This is a genomic window from Streptomyces griseorubiginosus, assembly GCF_036345115.1.
GTDB lineage: Bacteria > Actinomycetota > Actinomycetes > Streptomycetales > Streptomycetaceae > Streptomyces > Streptomyces griseorubiginosus_C.
The window spans coordinates 614,842-636,256 of record NZ_CP107766.1; the positions used below are offsets into that span (position 1 = coordinate 614,842).

The following is a 21,415-nucleotide window of genomic DNA, read 5'->3' on the forward strand; positions in this document are numbered from 1 at the left end:
GGAGGTGCGGGCGGGCGCTCGCGATGGGAGCGCTCCCAACTGACGGTCGCAGGACATGCTTGTTGCAGCCATGACACGGCGTCAACTACCGGGCAGCTCCAACTTGGCGATCCGCAGCGCCCCGCCCGCCCCTCCCGGGTGCGCGCTCGTCATCGTGAGCCGGATCCGGGAGCCGCGCACGGAGCCGAAGGTGATCACCGTCGGCTGGTCGGAGGCCGTGGCCCAGTCGACCGACGGGCCCACGACCGGCAGATACGCCGAGCCGTCCCACACCGCGACCTCGACGGCGGCGGGCGGGCTGTGCGTGGCGCTCAGGGTGAAGGAGACCTCGACCCGGTCGAAGGCCCTGGTGCGTCCGAAGTCCACCGAGACCCAGTCCTCGGCCCGCGCGCCGCTGAAGGCGGGCAGCAGGGCGGTGGCGGCCTTGCTGAAGGCGTTGGACCAGCCGGTGGCCGGGTCGCCGTCGAGCATCGCGGCCGGGAGGGTGTCCGGGCGGCCGGAGTAGCTGGCGTCCGCGACCGGGTGGTTCGGGGGCGCCGGATGGTCCGGGGTGAAGGCGGCCGGCTCGGTGACGGCGGCCGACCGGGCCGGGGTGGTCCGTACCTTCGCGGTGCCGGTGCGCAGTCCTTCCGCGCTCGCCCTGACCTTGAGGACCCCCGGTTCGGATCCGGCCCGGACGATCGCGAGGGCCTTTCCGTGGAAGGCGGTCCGGGTGCTCGCCTGATAGCGCTCGGCGCTCTCCTCCCGGCCGTTGTCGACTCCGGCGAGCGAACCGCCGGTGACGGCGAAGGAGATCAGGTGCTCGGTGTCCGGCACCACCACACCCCGCACATCGACCACGTCGGCCGTGACGAAGATCAGCGAACGTCCGTCGGCTGCAAGGGACTTGCGGTCCGGGGTGAGTCGTACGGCATGCGGCTTTCCGGCCGTGCGCAGCACATCGGTGGCGACGGCCCTGCCGTTCCTGCGGGCCACGGCCTTCAACTCACCCGGCGCGTACGGCACTTTCCACGTCAGGTGGAGCTTGCCCGCGCTGCCGTTCGGGCTGGTGTAGCTGCCCGGGTAGGGGCCGTCGGTGAAGGTCTTGTCGTCGCCGGTGGCCTCCGTGGTCTCCAGGTAGGTCCGGCCGTCGGTGGTCTTCTTGGTGTCGAAGGTCCGGGTGCCGAGGGACCTGCCGTTGAGGAACAGCTCGACCTCGGGGACGTTGGCGTACGCCCACACCTCGACCGTGTCGCCCTTCTCGTGGTTCCAGGTCATCGGAAGCAGGTGGACCATCGGCTCCTCGGTCCACTGGCTGCGGAAGAGGTGGTACATGTCCTTCGGGAAGCCGGCGGTGTCGACCGCGCCGAAGAAGGACGCCTTCACCGGGAAGACGTCGTACGGCGTGGGCTCCCCGATGTAGTCGATCCCGGACCAGAGGAACTGCCCGGCGAACCACTTGCGGTCCCGGTCCTTCTTGTGGCCGTACTCGCCGCTCATGGTCCAGGAGGCGAGGTTGTTGTCGTAGGACGAGGTGTTCCGCCTGCCCGGGGTGTGGTTCTCGCCGGTGTTGAGGTGTTCGGGCTCCTGGTAGGCGCCCCGGGTCGAGGTCTCCGAGGACGACTCGGACTCGAAGAGGAAGAGGTGCGGGTAGGCGGCGTGCAGCTGGTCAACCGACTTGGCGGTGTTGTAGTTCAGCCCGAGACCGTCCAGCTTGGCCAGCATCAGGTCGGCCGCCGACCCCTTGGCGGGCAGGCGGCGGTACTTGTCGGAGCCGATGATCAGCGGACGGGTGTCGTCGGCGGCCCTGATCGCGGCGATGATCCGGTCGGCCATGGCGAGCCCGGCGGTGGACGTGGAGTCGGGGATCTCGTTGCCGATCGACCACATCAGCACGGCGGGCGAGTTGCGGGCCGCGAGGACCATCTCGGTCGCGTCCCGCTCGCACCACTCGTCGAAGAACCGGCCGTAGTCGTAGCGGGTCTTGGGGGTCTTCCAGCAGTCGAAGGCCTCCACCAGCATCACGATGCCCAGTTCCTCACAGACCCGGATCATCTCCGGGGAGGGCGGGTTGTGGGAGGTGCGGAAGGCGTTGACACCCATCGACTTCATGATCGTCATCTGCCGGCGGATCGCGTCGACGCTGACGGCCGCGCCCAGGGCGCCGAGGTCGTGGTGGAGGTCGACACCCTTGATCTTGTGGTGGGCGCCGTTGAGGTGGAAGCCCTCGTCCGGGTCGAAGCGGAAGGTGCGGAAGCCGAAGGGGGTGCGGTAGGTGTCCGTCGTGGTGCCGCCGACGCGCAGTTCGGTCCGCACGGTGTAGCGGTGGTGCGGAGTCGCCAGGTCCCACAACTGCGGCTCGGGGACGGCGAGTTCGTGGGTCTCGGTGGCGCGGTCGGTCACGGCGACCGTGGAGGCCGTCCGGGCGACCGTACGGCCACGGGGGTCGACGATCCGGGTGACGACCTCCACGTCGGTGCCGGCCCCCGAGGTGTTCGCCACCGATGTCGCCACCCGGACCAGGCCCCGCTCCGCGGTGATCCCGGGGGTCGTGACGCGGGTGCCCCAGCGCTCCACGTGCACCGGTTCGGTGACGACCAGCCGGGCCTCGCGGTAGATGCCGCTGCCCGAGTACCAGCGGCTGCTGGGGAGCCGGTTCTGCACCTTGACGGCGATCACGTTCTCGGTCGTGCCGTCGGTGTGGAGCAGGTCGGTGAGGTCGAGGGCGAAGCCGGTGTAGCCGTAGGGGTGACGGCCGACCTCGGTGCCGTTGCAGTACACGTACGCGTCCATGTAGACGCCGTCGAACTCCACCGAGACCCGCTTGCCGGCGAAGGCGGGCGGCAGGGTGAAGGCGAGGCGGTACCAGCCGAGGCCGCCGGGGAAGAACCCGGTGCCGCTGGTCGTGCCGTGCTGCGTGGTCGGGGCGAGTTCGATGCTCCAGTCGTGCGGCACCGCGACCTCGCGCCACCCCGAGTCGTCGTAGCCGGGGGTGGCGGCGTCCGCGTACTCCCCCGTCGGGTCGGTGAGCCCGCCCGGGTCGACGAGCGCGAAGCGCCAGCCGTCGCGCAGCGCGACCGTACGGCGGCCTGACGCGCTCCCCGCGGACTCGGCGGCCTGCGCGACCGGGGTGGCCAGGAGCGCCCCCGCGGCCGGTGCGGCCGTGGAGGCGAGCAGAACCGATCTGCGCGTGACCGTCATGGCGACTCTCCCTCATCGCTGCCCAGAAGTGCTCACAACTGATCGTGAGCAAACACAATCTGACGGTGAGCCACATGCGGCCGTCAAGGGTGCGGTGAGCGGCTTCCGTCCCGTGCGCCACGTCGGCCGGATTTCCCCCTTGACCGGCGTCCGGCGGTCGACAGGGGTTCGCCGTCCGCGCGCGAGCACGACGCACTAGTCTTGGAACCCAAGTGACCTGTTTGTTCACTGAGCGTGCGCGCAATGGAGTGGCGACGATGACCCTCGTGTACCCGTTCGACGACGCGGCGACGGCAAGGGCCGTCATCGGCGAGGACGGCACGCTGGTCGCGTGGAACGCCGGCGCGCAACGGCTGCTGGGCTGGTCGCCCGCCGAAGTGGTGGGCAGACCCGCGGTGAACCTCCTGGTCAGCGGAGGCGAGGAGGTGCCCGGAGGGCCTGCGGGCGCCCGCTGGGACGGCGTCCTCACCCTGTGCCACCGCGACGGCACCGCCGTCTCCGCGTGGCTGCTCGCCCACCACCGGCACTCGGCGGACGGCGGCCCGGGGCACTGGCTCGTGGTCACCCCGCTGGACTCCGACGGTTCCCACTCCCCCGACGACCCGCTGGGCGAGGCCGCCCTGACACAGTCACCGTGCGCCGTCGCCGTCTACGACGAACGGCTGCGGCTGCGCCGGATCAACGACGCCATGGCCGACGTGATCGGGCTGCCCGAGAAGCGCATCCAGGGGCTGCGGCTGTCCGAGATCGGGGGCAAGCAGCAGAGCGAGGAGCTGGAGGAGCACCTGCTCCAGGTACTCACCACCGGCCGGGCCAAGGACGTGCAGACCTACATGCGCACCGGCGGCGAGGACACCGCGCACGCCTGGCTGGCCCGGATGGCGCCGGTCACCGACCCGGCGGGCCGGGTGCGGGGCGTGTGCCTGGCCGCCCACGACTTCACCGACAACTTCCTCGCCCGGGAGCGGCTTCAGCTGGTCAACGAGGCGAGCGTGCGCATCGGCACCACCCTCGACGTCACCCGGACGGCCCAGGAGCTGGCGGACGTCTGCATTCCGGCGCTCGCCGACTTCGTCAGCGTCGACCTGCTGGACCCGCTGGAGAACGGCGAGCCGCCGGCGAGACTCGACGCACCGATCGAACTGCGCCGGGCCGCCCACCAGTCGGTGGAACCCGGCGACCCGTTGGCGGTGATGAAGCCCGGGCACACCGAGCTGTATCCGGCCACCTCGCCCCAGGCCGACTCGCTGATGGCGAACCGCACCATCGTCGCCACGGTCGCCTCCGGACGCCTGGACCAGTGGCTCAACTGGAACCGGACGCGCGCCGAGCGGGTCAAGGAGTACGGCATCCACTCCACGATGTCCGTGCCCATCCAGGCCCGCGGCCAGACCCTCGGCGTCGCCGTCCTCACCCGGTACCGCCGGCCCGACCCCTTCACCTCGGACGACGTGCTGCTGGCCGAGGAGATCACCGCGCGCGCCGGGATCTGTATCGACAACGCCCGCCGCTTCTCCCGCGAGCGTGAGACCGCCCTCGCCCTCCAGCGCAGTCTGCTGCCCCGCTCGCTGCCGCGCACGGCCGCGGTGGAGGCGGCGTCCCGCTATCTGCCGGCCGCGCGGGCCGGGGTGGGCGGCGACTGGTTCGACGTGATCCCGCTGTCGGGGATGCGGGTCGCGATGGTCGTCGGGGACGTGGTCGGTCACGGCATCCAGGCCTCGGCGACGATGGGCCGGCTGCGCACCGCCGTCCGCACCCTCGCCGACATCGACCTGGCCCCGGACGAACTGCTCACCCACCTCGACGACCTCGTCGTACGGCTGTCCGCGGAGGCCGGAGGCGAGGGCAGCCCCGGAGAGGTCGGGGCCACCTGTCTCTACGCGGTCTACGACCCGGTGTCGCGGCGCTGCACGTTGGCCCGGGCCGGGCATCCGGCGCCCGTGCGGCTGACGCCGGGCGGGGTGGCCCGCGAGGTCGACCTGCCGGCGGGGCCGCCGCTGGGGCTCGGCGGGCTGCCGTTCGAGTCCGCGGACCTGGATCTGCCCGAGGGGAGCGTGCTGGCCCTGTTCACGGACGGGCTGCTCGAGTTCCGGGAGCGGGACGTGGACGCCGGTCACACGCTGCTGCGCGAGACCCTGGCCGCCCCCTCCGACTCCCTGGAGGAGACCTGCGACCGGATGCTGCACGCGCTCCTGCCGTCGGGCGGCTCCACCGACGACGTGGCGCTGCTGCTGGCCCGCACCCGGGGGCTGCCCGCGTCCCAGGTGGCGACCTGGGACATCCCGGCGGACCCGGCGCTGGTCGGGCCCATCCGCAAGCAGGTCGTGGAACAACTGGGCCGCTGGGACCTGAGCGACGCGTCGTTCACGGCCGAGCTGGTCACGAGCGAGCTGGTCACGAACGCGATCCGCTACGGCGCCCGTCCCATCCGGCTGCGGCTCATCCATGACGCGACCACGCTGATCTGCGAGGTCTCCGACACCAGCCACACCGCCCCGCACCTCAGGCGCGCCAAGACCTGGGACGAGGGCGGCCGGGGTCTGCTCCTGGTCGCGCAGCTCACCCAGCGCTGGGGCAGCCGGCACACGGCCGACGGCAAGACCATCTGGGCGGAGATCGGCCTCCTCGACGAGGAGTGAGCGAACCTTTCCGGGCCGCGCCGCGTCGGACCCTGATGACGGGGTACGAGGCGCCGTACGGCGCGGACGCGTGAGATCTCCGGGAGTGTGGAGACATGACGAACAGGTTCCTCGGGGTACGGCCGGCCGCGCTGGTCGCGGGTTCGGTCGCGCTGCTCGGGCTGACGGCGGGCTGCGGCAGCGACGACGGGACGAGCGCACCGACCACGGGGCCCGCCACCAGTGCGTCCGCCTCTCCCACGGAAGCGGCGAGCAGCGCGCCGAGCGGTGTCCCCACCGACGCGGTGAGCAACTCCCTCACCCCGTCCGCGTCTCAGTCACCTGCCTCCGCCACCCGCTGCCACACCTCCGAGCTCAGCGCCTCCGTCGGCCGCAACAACCCGGGCGCGGGTCAGGAGAACTTCCCGGTCGTGCTGACGAACGAGTCCAGCCGCACCTGCACGCTGTACGGCTACCCGGGCGCCGCCTTCGTCGACGCGTCCGGCAAGCAGCTGGGCCCGGATCCCAAGCGGTCCTCCGGTGAGCCGGAGACCGTGAGGCTCGCACCGGGCGGCAGTGCCTGGGCGGGGCTGTCCTTCGCGAACCCCGAGGTCAGCGGGGCGGGGACGGCCACCCCGGCCGCGCTCGTGGTGACCCCGCCGGACGAGGAGGACCCGCTGAAGGTGACCTGGAAGGGCGGCGAGGTCCCGGTGTCCGGCAACGAGTCGTCGGTGCGGCTCATCCCGTTCAGCCCCGGCACCGGGGCCTGAACGGTCGGGATCGGGCCCGACGAGGTCGGGCATCGAGGTCGAGGTCGGGGGTATCGGGAGGGTTCTTACCCTGGCCTGGTTTCATGACCGGGCACGATCTGCTCGCCCTCCGAAGGAACCGCCCTGAACACCCCGCTCGCCGAAGCCCTGTCCGTCGCCCTGCTCGTCGCCGTACTCGCATGGGCGGTCCTGCGTCCCTTCGGATGGCCGGAGGCGGTGCTCGCCGTCCCGGCGGCCGGCCTGGTGGTCGTGACCGGGGCGATCTCCCCCGAGCACGCGTGGGCGGAGGCCGAGCGGCTCGGGCCCGTCGTCGGGTTCCTGGCCGCGGTGCTGGTGCTCGCCCACTTCTGTGACGTCGAGGGGCTGTTCCAGGCCTGCGGGGCCTGGCTGGCGCGGCGGGCGGCCGGCTCGCCCGGGCGGCTGCTGACCGGGGTCTTCCTCCTGGCGTCGGCGATCACGGCGGTGCTCAGCCTGGACGCCACCGTCGTCCTGCTGACACCGGTGGTGCTGGCCACCGCCTCCCGGATGGGGGCCCGTGCCAAGCCGCACGTCTACGCCTGCGCCCACCTGTCGAACACGGCCTCGCTGCTGCTGCCCGTGTCCAACCTCACCAATCTGCTGGCCTTCGAGGCTAGCGGGGTGAGCTTCACCCGGTTCGCCCTGCTGATGGCGCTGCCCTGGCTGGTCGCGATCGGCGTCGAGTACGTGGTCTTCCGGCGCTTCTTCGCAGCCGACCTCACCGTCGTCGACCACTCCCCCGAGTCCGCCGACGAGCCCGCGCTGCCCCTGTCCGCCCTGGTCACCGTCGGCTGCACGCTGGCCGGGTTCGTGGTGGCGTCGGCCTTCGGCGTCGACCCCGCCTGGGTCGCGTGCGCGGGGGCGCTGGTGCTGGCGGGCCGGGCGCTCGTGCGGCGGAAGGCGACGCCGGTCACCGTGGTCCGGGCGGCGGCACCGGCCTTCCTGGCCTTCGTGCTCGCGCTCGGCGTCGTGGTGCGCGCGGTCGTGGACAACGGTCTCGCGGACGCCCTGGACCACGTGCTGCCCGGCGGGACGGGGCTTGTCGCGCTGCTGGGGATCGCCGCGCTGGCCGCCGTCCTGGCGAACCTGATCAACAACCTGCCCGCGGTCCTGGTGCTGCTGCCCCTGACGGCCGCGGCCGGTCCCGGCGCCGTCCTCGCGGTGCTGCTCGGCGTGAACATCGGCCCGAACCTCACCTACGCCGGGTCCCTGGCCACGCTGTTGTGGCGGCGCATCCTGCACCGGCAGGACCACGAGGTCGGTCTCGGCGAGTTCACCCGGCTCGGCCTGCTGACCGTGCCGACCGCGCTCGCCGCGGCCGTGGTGGCGCTGTGGGGCTCACTCCAGCTCGTCGGAGCCTGAGCGGAACACGCGGGACGGCGTCAGCGCCCGCCGCCGTAACCGGGGCCGTAAGGGCTGCCCCCGTAGCCGTAGCCGCCCCCGTAGCCACCGCCGTACCCTCCGCCGTAGCCGCCCCCGTACGGAGCGCCCCAGCCGCAGGCGTACGGGTTGGCGTAGCAGTCCTGGCCCGTGCCGGGGCTGCTCGGCGGGGTCGGCGACGCCTGCGGAGCGGACGGCGTGGCGGATGGTGTCGGGGTCGCCGTGGGCGTCTTCGAGGGCGCCGGGGCGGACTTCGGGGTCGGGGTGGGGCTGCTCTCCGCGTCCCAGTTGACCGCCTGCATCTGCGGCTCGGTCTTGGAGGTGTCGAACACCCAGCGCTGGGCGGAACCGTCGTCGCGGTTCTTCAGGACCAGCGCGCCGGATCCGTCGGTCGCGGCCGGCGTCAGGGCGAGGTCCTGGTCCCAGCGCGGTACGAGGGTGCCCTGGAGCGTGAAGTCGTAGCGGACGTTCTTGGCACCGGGCTGGGTGGCGCCCGTGCAGGGCGCGAGACGTACCGAGAAGCCGAGGTGGGAGTCCAGGCACAGATCGGGGTCGGCCGCGCTGCGCAGCAGTCCGTCGGTCTCGTACGTCCACTGCTGGCCCTCGGCGGCGGAGCACTCGGCGAGGGCGGTCTCGACACCCGGGGCGATCTTCTTGCCGACGACGCCGACGCACAGCCCGGACTCGACGTTGTGCAGGCGTCCGCGCAGGTCGCCCTTGCGTGCCTCGCTCGCCCCGGCCCAGGACGGGTCGCCGGTGGCGGAGGCCGCGTCGGAGCCGGGCGTCTCGGAGGGGCCGGCAGCGGACTGCTTGTCGCCGTCGGACGAGCTGAGCGAGGACCACAGGACCAGCGGCAGGACCACGAGTCCGCTCACCGTGAGGACCGCGGCGGTGAGGTTGCGGCGGGAGGTGCGCCGGGCGGCCTTGTGGGCCGAGCGGCGGGAGGCGGAGCGGGCCTGGGCACGTGGTCCGGGGACGGCGGGGGCGGCTCCCGCGGGCGGGACGGTGGGCGGCAACGGAATGCCGAAGGCCTCACCCGGCCCGAAGCCCTCTCGCCCGCCGAAGGCCTCTCCGGCGGTGAAGGGCCCTCCGGCGCTGAAGGACTCCCCCGCTCCGAAGGACTCGAAGGACTCCCCCACGTACGGCCTGGCCGGTGCGTGCTGTTGGGCTTCCCGGGCCGCTCCCGTGTCCTCGACGCTCATCCGGGACGCGACGTAGGCGTCCGCGCCCCAGCCGAGCACGGCCTCGGCGAGGGCCAGGCCGAGCCCGCCGTTGAACTGGTGCAACTGGTCCGCGGTGTGCATGCAGTGCCGGCACCGCTCCAGGTGCTCCCGCAGATCGGGGTCGAGGTCGACGCCACCGCGCCGGTAGGTCACGTCGAGCAGCCGCAGGTAGTGCCGGCACTCCTGCTCGGGGGCGAGTTCGCGGTGCACCTGGAGGCACTCCTCGCGCAGCCGGTCGCGGGCCCGGCGGAGTTCGACGGCGGCGTCCTCCTCGTCGAGGCCCAGGAGCCCGGCGGGGACGCCGAGGGGTTCGGCCTCCACCTCGGTGTGCCACAGCAGGCAGCGGGCGGACTGCTGAAGCCGCTGGAAGGCGCCGGACAGCAGTCGGCGGTCGGCGGGCGGCAGCAGACGGGCCGCGGCGCGTTCGCCGTCCGCCTCGGTTCTCAGGGCCGGGTGGAGCATCTCGCGTCGGCCGTCGGCGTCCCACTCGGCGGCGATCCGGCGGACCGTGACGAGCAGATGGGGCCGCCATGCGGCGGTCGGTCCGGTCTGGCGCAGCGACTCCCCGAACAGGCGGGTGAACGCGGCCGTGGTGAGCATGCCCGCGGGGCGGGGGCCGTCGGTGCACAGCCGCGCGTAGGCGAACGCGGCTTCCCAGTGCCGGTCCAGGAGTTCACCGACGGGTTGCAGGGCGGGTGTCGTGCCGCTCCACTTCTTGAGCTCGGCGCTCAGCTGCTCGTCCGTGACGTCGTGCGGGCGAACCGGAGACGGGGAATTCGACAGGCCTGCGTCATTCACGGCGGCATTTCCTCCCGAGGGCATGCTGCGTTGCATTAAGTCCATACCAATGGGTACGTCCGCCTTTGGACGCTCTTTTGAAGCATGAGGGGCGTACGGAGGGGGTCATGAGCACACAGGGGGAAATGTGCATTGTCTGTGCGCTGACAACGCACACTTTTACACAGGTCAGGGACGCTCAACAAGTGATCTCGCGGTTTTGCGCATTCCGTCCGCCACGCACAGATAGACGTTTCGTCAGCACCGGGGATTTCGTCTTTGGAAACAGGATTCAGTTAACTCCGCGATGAGATCCAGGAAACCATTGAACCACCACTACACGGCGCGCCCGGGTGGCCTCACGAGGTCATGCCCCAACCATTGGGTCCGCGGCCCCCGTTGAGCCGGCGGCCCGGTAGGCGCCGGGCGGTGTCCCGTAGCGCTCGCGGAAGACCCGGTTGAAGTGGAAGGGGCTGGCGAAGCCGGAGGCGGCGGCGACGCGTTCCACCGACAGGTCGGTGCTCTCCAGCAGCCGGGCGGCATGGTGCAGCCGGGCCTCGCGCAGCGCCCGCATCGGTGAGCGGCCCAGCTGCCGGGTGAAGAGGTGGGCGAACCGGGACGGCGACAACGCGACTTCGGCGGCGAGCGACCGGACGGTGTGCGGGGCGCCGGGGTCGGCCGCGATCAGCTCCTGGGCACGGTGCACGCGGGGGTCCGCACCGGTCCTGGTCCGTCGGACGGCGCCCGCGGTGAGCAGGACGACCTCCTCCAGTGCGCTCAGGGCGAGTTCGCGGGCGGTGGTGCCGTGCGCCACGGCGACGGCGACGCGGTCGTCGACCGGGAGGGACGCGGGCGGGGTGCCGGTGACGGGTCTGCGGGCGTCGGCGAGCATGCGGCGGAAGGCGGCCTCGATGCGGGCGTGCGGGCTGTCGGCGGCGGGGTCCTGGGTGACGGCGTACAGGCCGTCACCTCTGCCGTGCGGCCCCAGCCAGGCGGTCCAGGAGGGTCTGGCTCCGCAGTGGGCCCACCAGAACTCCCAGTGCTCGGCGCCCTGTTGGACGCCGTAGCGGTGCGGGACGCCGGGGGCGAGCACCACCAGGTCACCGGCGCCGGCCCCGGTCTCGGTCCGTCCCTGGCGCAGGGTGCCCCGGCCGCTCACCGTCCAGGTGAACAGCCAGCTGTCGGCGCCGCGCGGCCGTTGGAGGGCGTAGCCGGGGAGTTCGTCGTAGTGACCGACGACCACGAGGCCCGGCGGCGGGCCGGGGTCGCCGTGGTGACCGGGGTCGCCGGGATCACCGGGCGCGGCAGTCTCGGGCAATCCGTCGGTGGTCACGGGCATCCTCCTCACCTGCGCTGCGGCCTAGCGTGACGAGTGGAACACATCCGACGAGGGAGTGGACGCATGACCGTCACGGGCATCGAGGCAGGGGTCCGGGAGTTCGAGGAGGCCGGCTTCACGGTCGTCCGGGGGCTGTTCGCCCGCGAGGAGATCGACCGGCTGTGCGCGGAGTTCTCGGCACTGCACGCGGGCGGCCCGGTGCCGGGGCACTTCGAGCCGAGCGAATCCGCGGATCCGCTGCGCAGGTACCCGCGGGTGATGCAGCCGCACGAGATCAACGGCCTCGCGCGGGAGGTCCTGCTGGACGCGCGGCTGCGGCGGGTGCTGGAGTCGCTGCTCGGCGAGGAAGTGCTGGCCGCGCAGAGCATGTTCTACTTCAAGCCGCCGGGGGCCCGGGGGCAGGCGCTGCACCAGGACAACTTCTATCTGCGGGTCGAGCCGGGCACCTGTGTCGCCGCGTGGGTGGCCTGCGACGAGATCGACCGGGACAACGGCGGTCTCGAAGTCGTCCCGGGCACTCACCGCATGGACCTCTTCTGCCCGGAACTGGCGGACTCCGAGGTGTCGTTCGCCAAGGAGTACGTGGCGCCGCCGCCGGGGCTCGCCGCCGTTCCCGTCGACATGGCGCCGGGGGACGTCCTGTTCTTCAACGGCAGCCTGGTGCACGGATCGCAGCCGAACCGTACGGCCGACCGGTTCCGGCGCTCGTTCATCGGGCACTACGTGGGCGCTTCCACGGAACGGATCGGGCACTACTACCGGACGCTGTCGATGAGCGGCACGCGGGTGCCGCTGCCGGAGAGCGAGGGGGCGGGTCCGTGCGGTACGGAGTTCGCACCGCACGGACCGCACTAGCGGGATGCGATCCGGCCCGGGTCAGCTGTGACCGACGATCGGGCGGGCCGTGTACGGCGCCTCCAGCTCCTCGATCTCCTTGTCGCTGAGCTCGAGTTCGACGGCCGCCACGGCGTCCTCGATGTGGTGCGGCTTGCCCGCGCCCACGATCGGGGCCGCCACGGTGTCCTGGGCGAGGAGCCAGGCGAGGGCGACCCGGGCGCGCGGGACGCCCCGGTCGCCGGCGATGCGGGTGACGGCCTCGACGATGCTGCGGTCGCCCTCCTGGTAGAGGCGGCTGCCGAAGTCGTCGGTGGAGCTGCGGTCGGTGACCGTGCCCCAGTCCCGGGTCAGCCGGCCGCGCGCCAGCGGGCTCCACGGCAGGGCGCTGACCTTCTGGTCGGCGCACAGCGGCAGCATCTCGCGCTCCTCCTCGCGGTAGAGGAGGTTGTAGTGGTTCTGCATGGAGACGAACTTGGTCCAGCCGTGCCGCTCGGCCGTGTACTGCATCTTCGAGAACTGCCAGGCGAACATCGAACTGGCCCCGAGATAGCGCACCTTGCCCGCCTTCACCAGGTCGTGCAGGGCCTCCATGGTCTCCTCGACCGGGGTGTGCGGGTCGAAGCGGTGGATCTGGTACAGGTCGACGTAGTCGGTGCCCAGGCGCCTGAGGCTGTGGTCGATCTCCGTCATGATGGCCTTGCGGGACAGCCCCGCCGCGTTCTGCCCGGACCGCATCCGGCCGTTCACCTTCGTCGCCAGCACGATCTCGTCGCGGTTCGCGAAGTCCGCGAGGGCCTTGCCGACGATCTCCTCGCTGGTGCCGTCGGAGTAGACGTTGGCGGTGTCGAAGAAGTTGATGCCCGCGTCCAGGGCCTGCCGGATCAGGGGCCGCGACGCCTCCTCGTCGAGGGTCCACTCGTGCACGCCCCGGTCCGGCAGGCCGTAGGACATGCAGCCCAGACAGATCCGCGAGACGTCCAGGCCCGTCGAACCGAGCTTCACGTACTGCATCGTTGCTGCTCCTGCCTTCGAGAGAGGTTCGAAGGGGAGCGTACGACTTCGCACCCGGTCGGGGTCCCCTGTCGGCACAGAGCCGGCAGGCCCGGGCTGAACCGAATGCCTGCGTCCGCCGTGTCCGGTACTGATTGAATGAGGAAACTTCACCAGTACCGCACAGGACCACCGCATCCGGACCTTCTCGAAGGGCGTTGGCGTGATCCTCAAGGGACGGACCGACGAACAGAAGCAGCTCGACGCCCTGGTGGCGGACCTGCGGGACGGGCTGAGCGGTGTGGTGGTGTTCCGGGGCGACGCCGGTATCGGCAAGACGGCCCTCCTCGACCACGCGGTGGCGCGGGCCGGGGATCTGCGGGTGCTCGGGGTGGCGGGCGTGGAGGCGGAGTCCGGTTTCCCGTTCGCGGCCCTGCACCGGCTGCTGGTGCCGCTGCTGGACGGTCTCAAGCAGTCCGAGGCACTGCCCGCGGGCCGGTACCAGGCCCTGCGGGTGGCCTGCGGACTGGCCGACGGTCCCCCAGCGGACCGGTTCCTGGTGGGGCTCGCGACCCTGGACCTGCTCGCCGAGGCGGCGACCGGCCGGCCGGTGCTGGTCTGCGTCGACGACGCCCAGTGGGTGGACGAGGAGTCCCTCGGGGTGTTCGCGTTCGTGGCCCGCCGGGTGCACGCGGAGGGCGTCGGCGTGCTGCTCGCCGCCCGGACCGGATTCGCGGTCCCGGCGGGCCTCCCGGTGACCGAAGTGACCGGTCTGGCCGAGGAGTTCGCGCTGGAGCTGCTGCGCGAGGCGGTGGGACGTCCGGTGGACGCCCGGGTCGGCGCCCGGATCGTCGCCGCAACCTCCGGCAACCCCCTCGCCCTCACCGATCTGGGCCGCGAGCTCTCCGCCGACCAGCTCTCCGGTTCCCTCGCACTGCCCGAACCCCTGCCCGTGGGCAGCCGGTTGGAGGCGCACTACCTGGAGCAGGTCCGCGGGTTGCCCGGCCCGGTCCGCACCTGGCTGCTGCTGGCGGCGGCCGAGCCCGGCGGGAACCTCGGTTATGTGACGGCCGCGGCCCGCCGTCTCGGGGCGGGCCCCGAGGACTCCGGCCCTGCTGAGGCAGCGCGGCTCGTCGTCCTGCGCCGGCGGGTCGAGTTCCGGCATCCGCTGGTGCGGTCCGCGGTGTACGGCGGCGCGACGAGCGTGCAGCGGCGGCGCGCGCACCGGGCGCTGGCCGAGGTGACCGACCATCCGGCCGACACCGACCGGCGGGCCTGGCACCGGGCCGCGGCGACGATCGGGCCGGACGAGTCCGTCGCGGCGGGCCTGGAGGAGGCGGCCGACCGGGCGGGCGCGCGGGGCGGCTACGCGGCTCGCGCGACGTTCCTGACCCGGGCGGCCGAGATGTCGCCGGCCGGGGCCGTACGCACCGGTCGGCTGCTCGCGGCGGCGGAGGCGGCGCTGACCGCCGGTGCGCCGCTCCAGGCCGAGTCACTGCTCGACGCGCTCGACATCGGGCTGCTGGACGCCGTCGGCCGGGGCCGGGCGCTGCTGGTGCGGGCCAACGCGGTGACCTTCCTCGGCGACGCCGGCTCCTTCGCCCGGGCGTCCGCCCTGTGTCTGCGAGCCGCCCGGGTCCTCGCGGACGGAGCGCCCGGCCTCGCCCGGGAGGCCCTGCTGAGAGCGGTGGACCGTGCCGTCTGCGCGGAACACCTCATCCGGGACACGACGGTGGCGGAGATCGCCCGGGCCATCGACGACCTGCTCCCCCGCACCCGCCCGGTGTCCGGCACCGACCTGGTGCTGCGAGCCTTCGCCGTCCTGGTCACCGACGGGTACGAACGCGCGGTGCCCGACATGCGGCGGGCCCATGCGATGCTTCTCGACCCGGGAACCGCCGACGAGGACGTGCTGCGGGCCTTTCTGCCCACGGTCACGCTGTCGATGATGCTGTGGGACGCGGACGCGCAGAGCGCGGTCATGGAACGGGCCGCGGACGTCGCCCGCGCGACGGGAGCGTTGCAGCAGCTGGACATGGCCCTCTACTGCACGGTGATGCACGAGACGATCCTCGGTCACCTCTCGCTCGCCGACGACCTGCACGCCCAGGGCCGTCAGATCCGGGCGGCGCTCGGCGCGAGCGACGACATGTGGGAGCTGTACCGGCACCCCGAACTCCTCGCCTGGCACGCGGACTCCGAGAACCTGGAGGCGGTGCTGCGCGGCTCGATGGAGGCCGGCACCTGGCTGGGGAACGGCGCCGTGGAGTCCATCGCCCGGATCGGCACGATGATCCTGGCCCTCGGCGGCGGCGACTACGCGCGGGCCCGCAGCGTCTCCCACGAGCTGATCGAGCAGGACCTGCTCGGGGTGCACTCCCGGCTGCTGCCGCCGCTGGTCGAGGCCGCCGTCCGCTGCGGCGACCGGATCCTGGCCACGGCCGCCCTGCGCACTCTCGCCGCCCGGGCGGAAAGCACCGCGACCCCCTGGGCGCTGGGCCTGCTGGCCCGCTGCCGCGCCCTGCTCGCTCCGGTGAGCGACGCCGAGGCGCTGTACCGGGAGGCGATCGGTCTCCTCGCCGCCACCAGGGCGCGGGCCGATCTGGCCGTCGCCCACCTCCTGTTCGGCGAGTGGCTGCGCCGCCGCAAGCGCCGCAAGGACGCCCGGCACCACCTGCGCACCGCCCTCACGATGTTCGACGAGATGGGCGCCACCGCGTACACCTCCCGCGCCACGACGGAACTCGCCGCCACCGGCGAGCATCCGCAGCGGGGTCCCGCCCTGGCCGCGAGCACGCTCACCCCGCAGGAGCTGACCATCGCCCGGCTCGCCAAGGCGGGCGCGACCAACGCCGAGATCGCCGGCCGGCTGTTCATCAGCGCGAGCACCGTCGACTACCACCTCCGCAAGGTCTTCCGGAAGCTCGACGTCACCTCCCGCAGACAGCTGGCGCAGGCACCCGGCCTCTGAGCCGGGGTCACGACTACGCGCTCCACGGGGTTCGGGGCGGGCGGCGCCGAACGAGGATCGACGGGTCGCACACGTCCCGCAGACGGGAGCACTCCCATGCCGTACGTCACCGCAGCCGACGGAGCCGAGATCTTCTACAAGGACTGGGGCGAGGGCCGCCCGGTGGTCCTCAGCCACGGCTGGCCGCTGAACTCGGACAGCTGGGAGGCGCAGCAGCTGTTCCTCGCCTCGAACGGCTTCCGTGTCATCGCCCACGACCGGCGCGGGCACGGCCGCTCGACCCAGACCTGGCACGGCAACGACATGGACACCTACGCCGACGACCTCGCCGCCCTGGTCGACACCCTCGACCTGCGGGAGGCGACGTTCATCGGCTTCTCCACGGGCGGCGGCGAGGTCGCCCGCTATGTGGGCCGGCACGGCACCTCCCGGGCCGCCCAGCTGGTGCTGGTCTCCGCCGTGCCGCCGTTCATGCTCCAGACCGACGACAACCCGGGCGGGGTGCCGATCGAGGCGTTCGACGCGATCCGCGCCGGTTCGCTCGCCGACCGCTCGCAGCTGTACCGCGACCTGGCCGACGGGCCGTTCTTCGGCAACAACCGGCCCGGCGCGAACGTCTCCGAGGGCGTCCGGGCGGCGTTCTGGCGGCAGGGACTCCAGGCCGGGCACCGCAACGCCTACGAGTGCGTCGCGGCCTTCTCCGCCACCGACTTCCGCTCCGACCTGGACGCCTTCGACGTGCCCACGCTGGTGATCCACGGCGACGACGACCAGGTCGTGCCGTTCGAGGTGGGCGGCAAGGCCTCGGCGGCCCGGGTCAAGAACGCGACGCTCAAGGTCTATGCGGGCGCCCCGCACGGCATCACGGACACGCACAAGGACCAGCTGAACGCCGATCTGCTCGCGTTCCTCAACTCCTAGGAGTCATCGGATGGTTCCCGAAGACCACTCCCGCCGGCGCGTCCTCGCGGGCGGACTGATCACGGCGGGCGCCCTCACACTGGGCGTCACCCCCGCGTCGGCCCGCACCGCCGGCAGACCGACCGCGGTCCTCGTGCACGGTGCCTTCGCCGACGCCTCGGGCTGGAACGACGTCAGCACCCTCCTGCTCAAGGCTGGTTACGACGTCATCGCCCCCGCCAACCCGCTGCGCGACATCGGAGGCGACGCCCAGTACGTCGGCAGCGTCGTCGACACGATCCCCGGCCCGGTGATCCTGGTCGGCCACTCCTACGGCGGCGAGGTCATCACCAACGCCGGGCACGGCCGGGCGAACGTGAAGGCACTCGTGTACGTCGCCGCGTTCGCCCCGGCGGAGGGCGAGAGCGCGCTCCAGCTGGCGGGGCAGTTCCCCGGCAGCCGGTTGCCGGACGCCCTGCTGACCCGCCCGTACCCGGTGCCGGGCAGCTCGGAGCCGGGCATCGACGCCTACGTCGACCCGGCGAAGTTCCACGACGTCTTCGCCCAGGACCTGCCGCGCGAGCTGACCCGGGCCATGGCGGTGACCCAACGCCCGGCCAGTGTGGGCGGGTTGGGGGCGCCCAGCGGCGTACCGGCGTGGAGTTCGCTGCCGTCCTGGTATGTCGTCCCGACCGCCGACCGGGTCATCCCGCCCGCGGTCCAGCACTTCATGGCGAAGCGCGCGAAGAGCAGGGTCGTGGAGGTCAAGGGGGCCTCGCACGTCGTGATGATGTCCCGCCCGGACGCGGTGTTCCGCCAGATCGAGGCCGCGCGACGCGCCACGCACTGACGTCTCCCCGAGACTTCACACCCCGCGAGGAGGGGCCATGAGCACGCCGGACACCATCGTCCTGGTCCACGGTTTCTGGGTCACCCCGAGGAGCTGGGAGCACTGGGCCGCCCACTACGAGAAGCGCGGCTACCGCGTCCTCACCCCCGCCTACCCCGGGTTCGAGGTCGAGGTCGAGTCCCTGAACGCCGATCCGACGCCCGTCGAGAAGGTCACCGTCCCGCAGATCGTCGAAAGCCTCGTGGCCGTGGTCGAAGGCCTGGACCGGCCGCCCGTCCTGATCGGCCACTCCGCCGGCGGCGTGTTCGTGCAGCTGCTCCTGGACCGCGGGTACGGGGCGGCGGGCGTCGCCCTCAACTCGGCGCCCACGGAAGGGGTCGCGGTGCTGCCGCTGACCCAGGTCAAGGCGGCCTTCCCGGTCCTCAGGAACCCGGCCAACCGGCACCGCGCGGTGGCCCTGGACTTCGAGCAGTGGCACTACGCGTTCACCAACACGTTTCCCGAGGAGGAGTCCCGGGCCCTGTACGAGCGGTACGCCGTCCCCGCCTCCGGCAGCATCTTCTTCGACAGCGCCCTGGCCACCCTGCGCCCCGGCCACCAGAGCACCTACGTCGACTACCACAACGACAACCGCGCTCCCCTGCTCTTCGTGGCGGGTGAGCACGACCATCTGATGCCGCCGAAGGTGCAGCGGTCCAACGCCCGGCACTACAAGTCGAACACGGTCACGGAGTTCAAGGAGTACCCGGGCCGTCCGCACCTCCTGCCCGCCGCTCCCGGCTGGGAGGAGATCGCCGACCACGTCCTCGACTGGGCCGTGTCGCACGCCGAGTAGCCGGAACGCCCGGGGCGGGCGGTGGGCCTGCCGTCCCGGGCCCGGGGAAGGGACCCTCCATGACCGAGGCGCGCATCACCCACGTCGGTGGGCCGACCACGCTGATCGAGGCGGCCGGCTGGCGGCTGCTGACGGACCCGACGTTCGACCCGCCCGGCCGCCGTTACTCCTTCGGCCCGGGCGCCTCCTCCACGAAGACCACGGGCCCGGCCCTCAAGGCGGCCGAACTCCCGCCGCTGGACGCCGTGTTGCTGACACACGACCATCACGCCGACAACCTCGACACCGCGGGCCGCGCCCTGCTGCCCGGCGTGGACACGGTCCTGACCACCCCGTCCGGGGCGGTCCGGCTCGGCGGCTCCTCCCACGGCCTCGCCGCGTGGACGACCTCGCGTCTGGAGGCACCCGGTCGCCCCACCTTGGAGGTCACGGCGACCCCGGCCCGGCACGGGCCTCCCCTGTCCCGCCCGCTGGTCGGCGAGGTCACGGGCTTCTCCCTGCGCTGGGAGGGCCAGCGGCACGGCGCGCTGTGGATCACCGGCGACACGGTCCTGTTCGCCGGGGTCCGCGAAGTTCCCCGGCGGATCGACGTGGGCACGGTGCTGCTCCACCTGGGCGGGGTGCGCTTCCCCCTGACCGACCCGCTCCGCTACACGATGACCGCGGCCCCGGCGCTCGAACTGTGCGGTCTGCTGCGCCCGCACACCGTGCTGCCCGTGCACTACGAGGGCTGGTCGCACTTCCGGGAGGGCCGCGAAGCCGTCGAGGCCGAACTCGGCCGCGCCCCCGCGGACCTCCGCGCCCGCTTCCGCTGGCTCACACCCGGCACTCCGCTGGCCGTCGAGGTCTGACTCACTCCAGCAGGTCCAGCGCCCGCTCCCACCCGAACTCCTCGCCCTCGACGCCCTGGTAGGGGTGTCCGAACCGCACGCCCATCCCGCGCAGCCGGATCAGGCTTTCCTGGTAGGCGGGATGGGCGGCGAGGTCGTCGGAGACGCAGGTCAGGACACCGATCGGGACGCCCTGCCCGGCCACCTCGCACAGCGTGCCCACGGCGAGGGTGTCGGCGATGCCCGCCGCCCACTTGTTGACGGTGTTGAAGGTGGCCGGGGCGACCACCACCGCGTCGGGCGCCGGGAAGGGCCGTGGCTCTCCGGGGCGGCGCCAGGCGGAACGGATCGGGTAACCGGTCTGCGCCTCGACGGCGGCCGTGTCGAAGAAGCCGTTCATGGCGGTGGGCGTGGCGATGACCCCGACGTGCCACTCCCGCTCCTGCGCGGCGGTGATCAGCTTGCCGACGTCCGCGGCGATACCGGCGGCGCAGACGACGACGTAGAGAAAGGGCGGTGTCTCGTCCTGTTCGGTCACGCCGGAACCCTACTGAAGCGGGAAGGACAGCCCCCGTTCGGCCTCGGGGCGCGGGCCGTGGATCCGGCGCTCCTTCTCCTCGATCGGCACGTCGTTGATGCTCGCCTCGCGCCGGGTCATCAGCCCGTGCTCGTCGAACTCCCACAGCTCGTTGCCGTACGACCGCCACCACTGCCCTTCGGCGTCCCGGCACTCGTACTGGAAGCGGACGGCGATGCGGTTGCCGTCGTAGGCCCACAGGTCCTTGCGCAGCGCGTACTCCCGCTCGCGGGCCCACTTGGCGGTGAGGAACTCGACGATCTGGGCGCGGCCGGTGACGAAGGTGCCGCGGTTGCGCCACACGGAGTCCTCGGAGTAGGCGAGCGCCACCCGCTGCGGGTCTCGGCTGTTCCAGGCGTCCTCGGCGGCCTGCACCTTCTGGGCGGCGGTCTCCCGCATGAAGGGCAGCAGCGGCGGGCGGTCGGTCATGTGGTCCTCCGGGACGGCCAGGGCGAGAACGTACGTTCTCCGGATGGCTGCTACCGTAGGAGAACGCACGTTCTCAGGTCAAGGAGTGGTCGTCCATGGACAGCGCAGTGGCTCGCGAGCGGGTGCTGGACGCCGCCGAGGAGCTGTTCTACGGACGGGGCATCCAGTCCGTCGGCATGGACGACATACGCGGCACCTCCGGGGTCTCCCTCAAGCGGCTCTACCAGCTCTTCCCGGCGAAGGAACAGCTGGTGGAGGCCTATCTGGAGCGCCGGGACGGGCGCTGGCGGGGGCGACTCGCGGAGTTCGTGGAGCGCCGGCCGGACCCGGACGAGCGGATCCTCGCGGTCTTCGAGTGGCTGGAGCACTGGTTCGGCGAGGAGGGCTTCCGCGGGTGCGCCTGGATCAACTCGTACGGCGAGCTGGGCGCGACCTCGGACCGGGTGGCGCACCAGGTCCGGGCGCACAAGAAGGCGTTCGGGGACTACCTCGGCGCACTCGTGGCCGACGCCGGACGGCCCGCCGACCTGGCCGGGCCGTTGTTCCTGCTCGCCGAGGGGGCGATGGTGACGGCGGGCATCACCCGGAGCACGCGTCCTGCCGTCCAGGCACGGGAGGCGGCCCGGATGCTGCTGGACCGCTGAGGTCGGCAGCACACCGGGCCACTCGTACGGCTCCCGCGGTGTGCGGGTCAGCCCACCGTCTCCGACACGGTGATGGCGGCGACCGGGCAGGCACGGGCGGCTTCCCGGACCATGGGGTCGCCGCCGTCCTGGCCGCCGGGCAGGAGCGTGCTGAAGCCGTCGTCGTCCTGGGTGAAGACACCCGGCGCGGCCAGGGCGCACTGGCCCGCCCCGATACAGACGTCCTTGTCGATGTCGATGTGCATGA

General features: G+C 72.5%; 17 protein-coding genes. 10 read left to right on the forward strand and 7 right to left on the reverse strand.

The window, feature by feature from the left end; genetic code table 11:
- Window positions 1-81 precede the first annotated feature (81 nt).
- Window positions 82-3,180, reverse strand: coding sequence for a glycoside hydrolase family 2 TIM barrel-domain containing protein (locus OHN19_RS02865; RefSeq protein WP_330262564.1), 3,099 nt, complete (start codon window positions 3,178-3,180; stop codon window positions 82-84).
- 257 nt (window positions 3,181-3,437) lie between these two features.
- Between OHN19_RS02865 and OHN19_RS02870 the strand changes: the two genes are divergently transcribed.
- From OHN19_RS02870 to OHN19_RS02880, 3 genes are all read left to right on the forward strand, one after another.
- Window positions 3,438-5,819, forward strand: coding sequence for a SpoIIE family protein phosphatase (locus OHN19_RS02870; protein WP_330262565.1), 2,382 nt, complete (start codon window positions 3,438-3,440; stop codon window positions 5,817-5,819).
- A gap of 95 nt (window positions 5,820-5,914) precedes the next feature.
- Window positions 5,915-6,568: a DUF4232 domain-containing protein gene (locus OHN19_RS02875; protein ID WP_330262566.1), complete on the forward strand. Its 654-nt coding sequence runs from the start codon at window positions 5,915-5,917 to the stop codon at window positions 6,566-6,568.
- 123 nt (window positions 6,569-6,691) lie between these two features.
- On the forward strand, window positions 6,692-7,948 hold the full coding sequence (locus OHN19_RS02880; RefSeq protein ID WP_330269517.1) for an arsenic transporter: 1,257 nt from the start codon (window positions 6,692-6,694) through the stop codon (window positions 7,946-7,948).
- Window positions 7,949-7,968: 20 nt separating this feature from the next.
- On the opposite strand, the gene OHN19_RS02885 is transcribed toward OHN19_RS02880, so the two are convergent.
- Together OHN19_RS02885 and OHN19_RS02890 are read right to left on the reverse strand one after the other, a co-directional pair.
- Entirely contained in the window at window positions 7,969-9,987 is a 2,019-nt protein-coding gene (locus OHN19_RS02885; protein WP_330262567.1) for a ricin-type beta-trefoil lectin domain protein, read from the reverse strand.
- A 346-nt stretch (window positions 9,988-10,333) separates the two neighbouring features.
- Window positions 10,334-11,305 (reverse strand): helix-turn-helix domain-containing protein, encoded by a 972-nt coding sequence (locus tag OHN19_RS02890; RefSeq protein ID WP_330262568.1) that lies wholly within the window; start codon window positions 11,303-11,305, stop codon window positions 10,334-10,336.
- Between the two features lie 63 nt (window positions 11,306-11,368).
- Here OHN19_RS02890 and OHN19_RS02895 point away from each other — a divergent pair, with 63 nt between their 5' ends.
- Window positions 11,369-12,160, forward strand: a complete 792-nt coding sequence (locus tag OHN19_RS02895; protein WP_330262569.1) for a phytanoyl-CoA dioxygenase family protein — start codon at window positions 11,369-11,371, stop codon at window positions 12,158-12,160.
- Window positions 12,161-12,181: 21 nt separating this feature from the next.
- Here the strand turns inward: OHN19_RS02895 and OHN19_RS02900 are convergent, their stop codons facing one another.
- Window positions 12,182-13,153 carry an aldo/keto reductase gene (locus OHN19_RS02900; protein WP_330262570.1) on the reverse strand — a complete coding sequence of 324 codons (972 nt, stop codon included), beginning with the start codon at window positions 13,151-13,153 and terminating at the stop codon, window positions 12,182-12,184.
- A 202-nt stretch (window positions 13,154-13,355) separates the two neighbouring features.
- Between OHN19_RS02900 and OHN19_RS02905 the strand changes: the two genes are divergently transcribed.
- From OHN19_RS02905 to OHN19_RS02925, 5 genes are all read left to right on the forward strand, one after another.
- Complete coding sequence (locus OHN19_RS02905; protein WP_330262571.1) at window positions 13,356-16,103, forward strand: helix-turn-helix transcriptional regulator; 2,748 nt, start codon at window positions 13,356-13,358, stop codon at window positions 16,101-16,103.
- A 96-nt stretch (window positions 16,104-16,199) separates the two neighbouring features.
- Window positions 16,200-17,024 (forward strand): alpha/beta hydrolase, encoded by an 825-nt coding sequence (locus OHN19_RS02910; RefSeq protein ID WP_330262572.1) that lies wholly within the window; start codon window positions 16,200-16,202, stop codon window positions 17,022-17,024.
- Between the two features lie 10 nt (window positions 17,025-17,034).
- Window positions 17,035-17,853 carry an alpha/beta hydrolase gene (locus OHN19_RS02915; RefSeq protein ID WP_330262573.1) on the forward strand — a complete coding sequence of 273 codons (819 nt, stop codon included), beginning with the start codon at window positions 17,035-17,037 and terminating at the stop codon, window positions 17,851-17,853.
- Window positions 17,854-17,890: 37 nt separating this feature from the next.
- The gene (locus OHN19_RS02920) at window positions 17,891-18,688 is read left to right on the forward strand and encodes an alpha/beta hydrolase (RefSeq protein ID WP_330262574.1); all 798 of its coding nucleotides are present in this window, start codon (window positions 17,891-17,893) and stop codon (window positions 18,686-18,688) included.
- 59 nt (window positions 18,689-18,747) lie between these two features.
- Complete coding sequence (locus OHN19_RS02925) at window positions 18,748-19,539, forward strand: MBL fold metallo-hydrolase (protein ID WP_330262575.1); 792 nt, start codon at window positions 18,748-18,750, stop codon at window positions 19,537-19,539.
- Window position 19,540: 1 nt separating this feature from the next.
- Here the strand turns inward: OHN19_RS02925 and OHN19_RS02930 are convergent, their stop codons facing one another.
- Both OHN19_RS02930 and OHN19_RS02935 read right to left on the reverse strand, forming a co-directional pair.
- Window positions 19,541-20,056, reverse strand: coding sequence for a flavoprotein (locus tag OHN19_RS02930; protein WP_330262576.1), 516 nt, complete (start codon window positions 20,054-20,056; stop codon window positions 19,541-19,543).
- Window positions 20,057-20,065: 9 nt separating this feature from the next.
- Complete coding sequence (locus tag OHN19_RS02935) at window positions 20,066-20,524, reverse strand: nuclear transport factor 2 family protein (RefSeq protein WP_330262577.1); 459 nt, start codon at window positions 20,522-20,524, stop codon at window positions 20,066-20,068.
- A gap of 95 nt (window positions 20,525-20,619) precedes the next feature.
- Between OHN19_RS02935 and OHN19_RS02940 the strand changes: the two genes are divergently transcribed.
- Complete coding sequence (locus OHN19_RS02940; RefSeq protein WP_330262578.1) at window positions 20,620-21,168, forward strand: TetR/AcrR family transcriptional regulator; 549 nt, start codon at window positions 20,620-20,622, stop codon at window positions 21,166-21,168.
- A gap of 47 nt (window positions 21,169-21,215) precedes the next feature.
- Here the strand turns inward: OHN19_RS02940 and OHN19_RS02945 are convergent, their stop codons facing one another.
- The gene (locus tag OHN19_RS02945) at window positions 21,216-21,413 is read right to left on the reverse strand and encodes a ferredoxin (RefSeq protein WP_330262579.1); all 198 of its coding nucleotides are present in this window, start codon (window positions 21,411-21,413) and stop codon (window positions 21,216-21,218) included.
- Between the last annotated feature and the right edge of the window lie 2 nt (window positions 21,414-21,415).

What these genes read in the sequence shown, in the direction of transcription:
- OHN19_RS02865 (WP_330262564.1), bottom strand. Translation starts at nt 3,180, where the DNA reads ATGACGGTCACGCGCAGATCGGTTCTGCTCGCCTCCACGGCCGCACCG.
- OHN19_RS02870 (WP_330262565.1), top strand. Translation starts at nt 3,438, where the DNA reads ATGACCCTCGTGTACCCGTTCGACGACGCGGCGACGGCAAGGGCCGTC.
- OHN19_RS02875 (WP_330262566.1), top strand. Translation starts at nt 5,915, where the DNA reads ATGACGAACAGGTTCCTCGGGGTACGGCCGGCCGCGCTGGTCGCGGGT.
- OHN19_RS02890 (WP_330262568.1), bottom strand. Translation starts at nt 11,305, where the DNA reads ATGCCCGTGACCACCGACGGATTGCCCGAGACTGCCGCGCCCGGTGAT.
- OHN19_RS02895 (WP_330262569.1), top strand. Translation starts at nt 11,369, where the DNA reads ATGACCGTCACGGGCATCGAGGCAGGGGTCCGGGAGTTCGAGGAGGCC.
- OHN19_RS02900 (WP_330262570.1), bottom strand. Translation starts at nt 13,153, where the DNA reads ATGCAGTACGTGAAGCTCGGTTCGACGGGCCTGGACGTCTCGCGGATC.
- OHN19_RS02910 (WP_330262572.1), top strand. Translation starts at nt 16,200, where the DNA reads ATGCCGTACGTCACCGCAGCCGACGGAGCCGAGATCTTCTACAAGGAC.
- OHN19_RS02915 (WP_330262573.1), top strand. Translation starts at nt 17,035, where the DNA reads ATGGTTCCCGAAGACCACTCCCGCCGGCGCGTCCTCGCGGGCGGACTG.
- OHN19_RS02920 (WP_330262574.1), top strand. Translation starts at nt 17,891, where the DNA reads ATGAGCACGCCGGACACCATCGTCCTGGTCCACGGTTTCTGGGTCACC.
- OHN19_RS02925 (WP_330262575.1), top strand. Translation starts at nt 18,748, where the DNA reads ATGACCGAGGCGCGCATCACCCACGTCGGTGGGCCGACCACGCTGATC.
- OHN19_RS02935 (WP_330262577.1), bottom strand. Translation starts at nt 20,524, where the DNA reads ATGACCGACCGCCCGCCGCTGCTGCCCTTCATGCGGGAGACCGCCGCC.
- OHN19_RS02940 (WP_330262578.1), top strand. Translation starts at nt 20,620, where the DNA reads ATGGACAGCGCAGTGGCTCGCGAGCGGGTGCTGGACGCCGCCGAGGAG.
- OHN19_RS02945 (WP_330262579.1), bottom strand. Translation starts at nt 21,413, where the DNA reads ATGCACATCGACATCGACAAGGACGTCTGTATCGGGGCGGGCCAGTGC.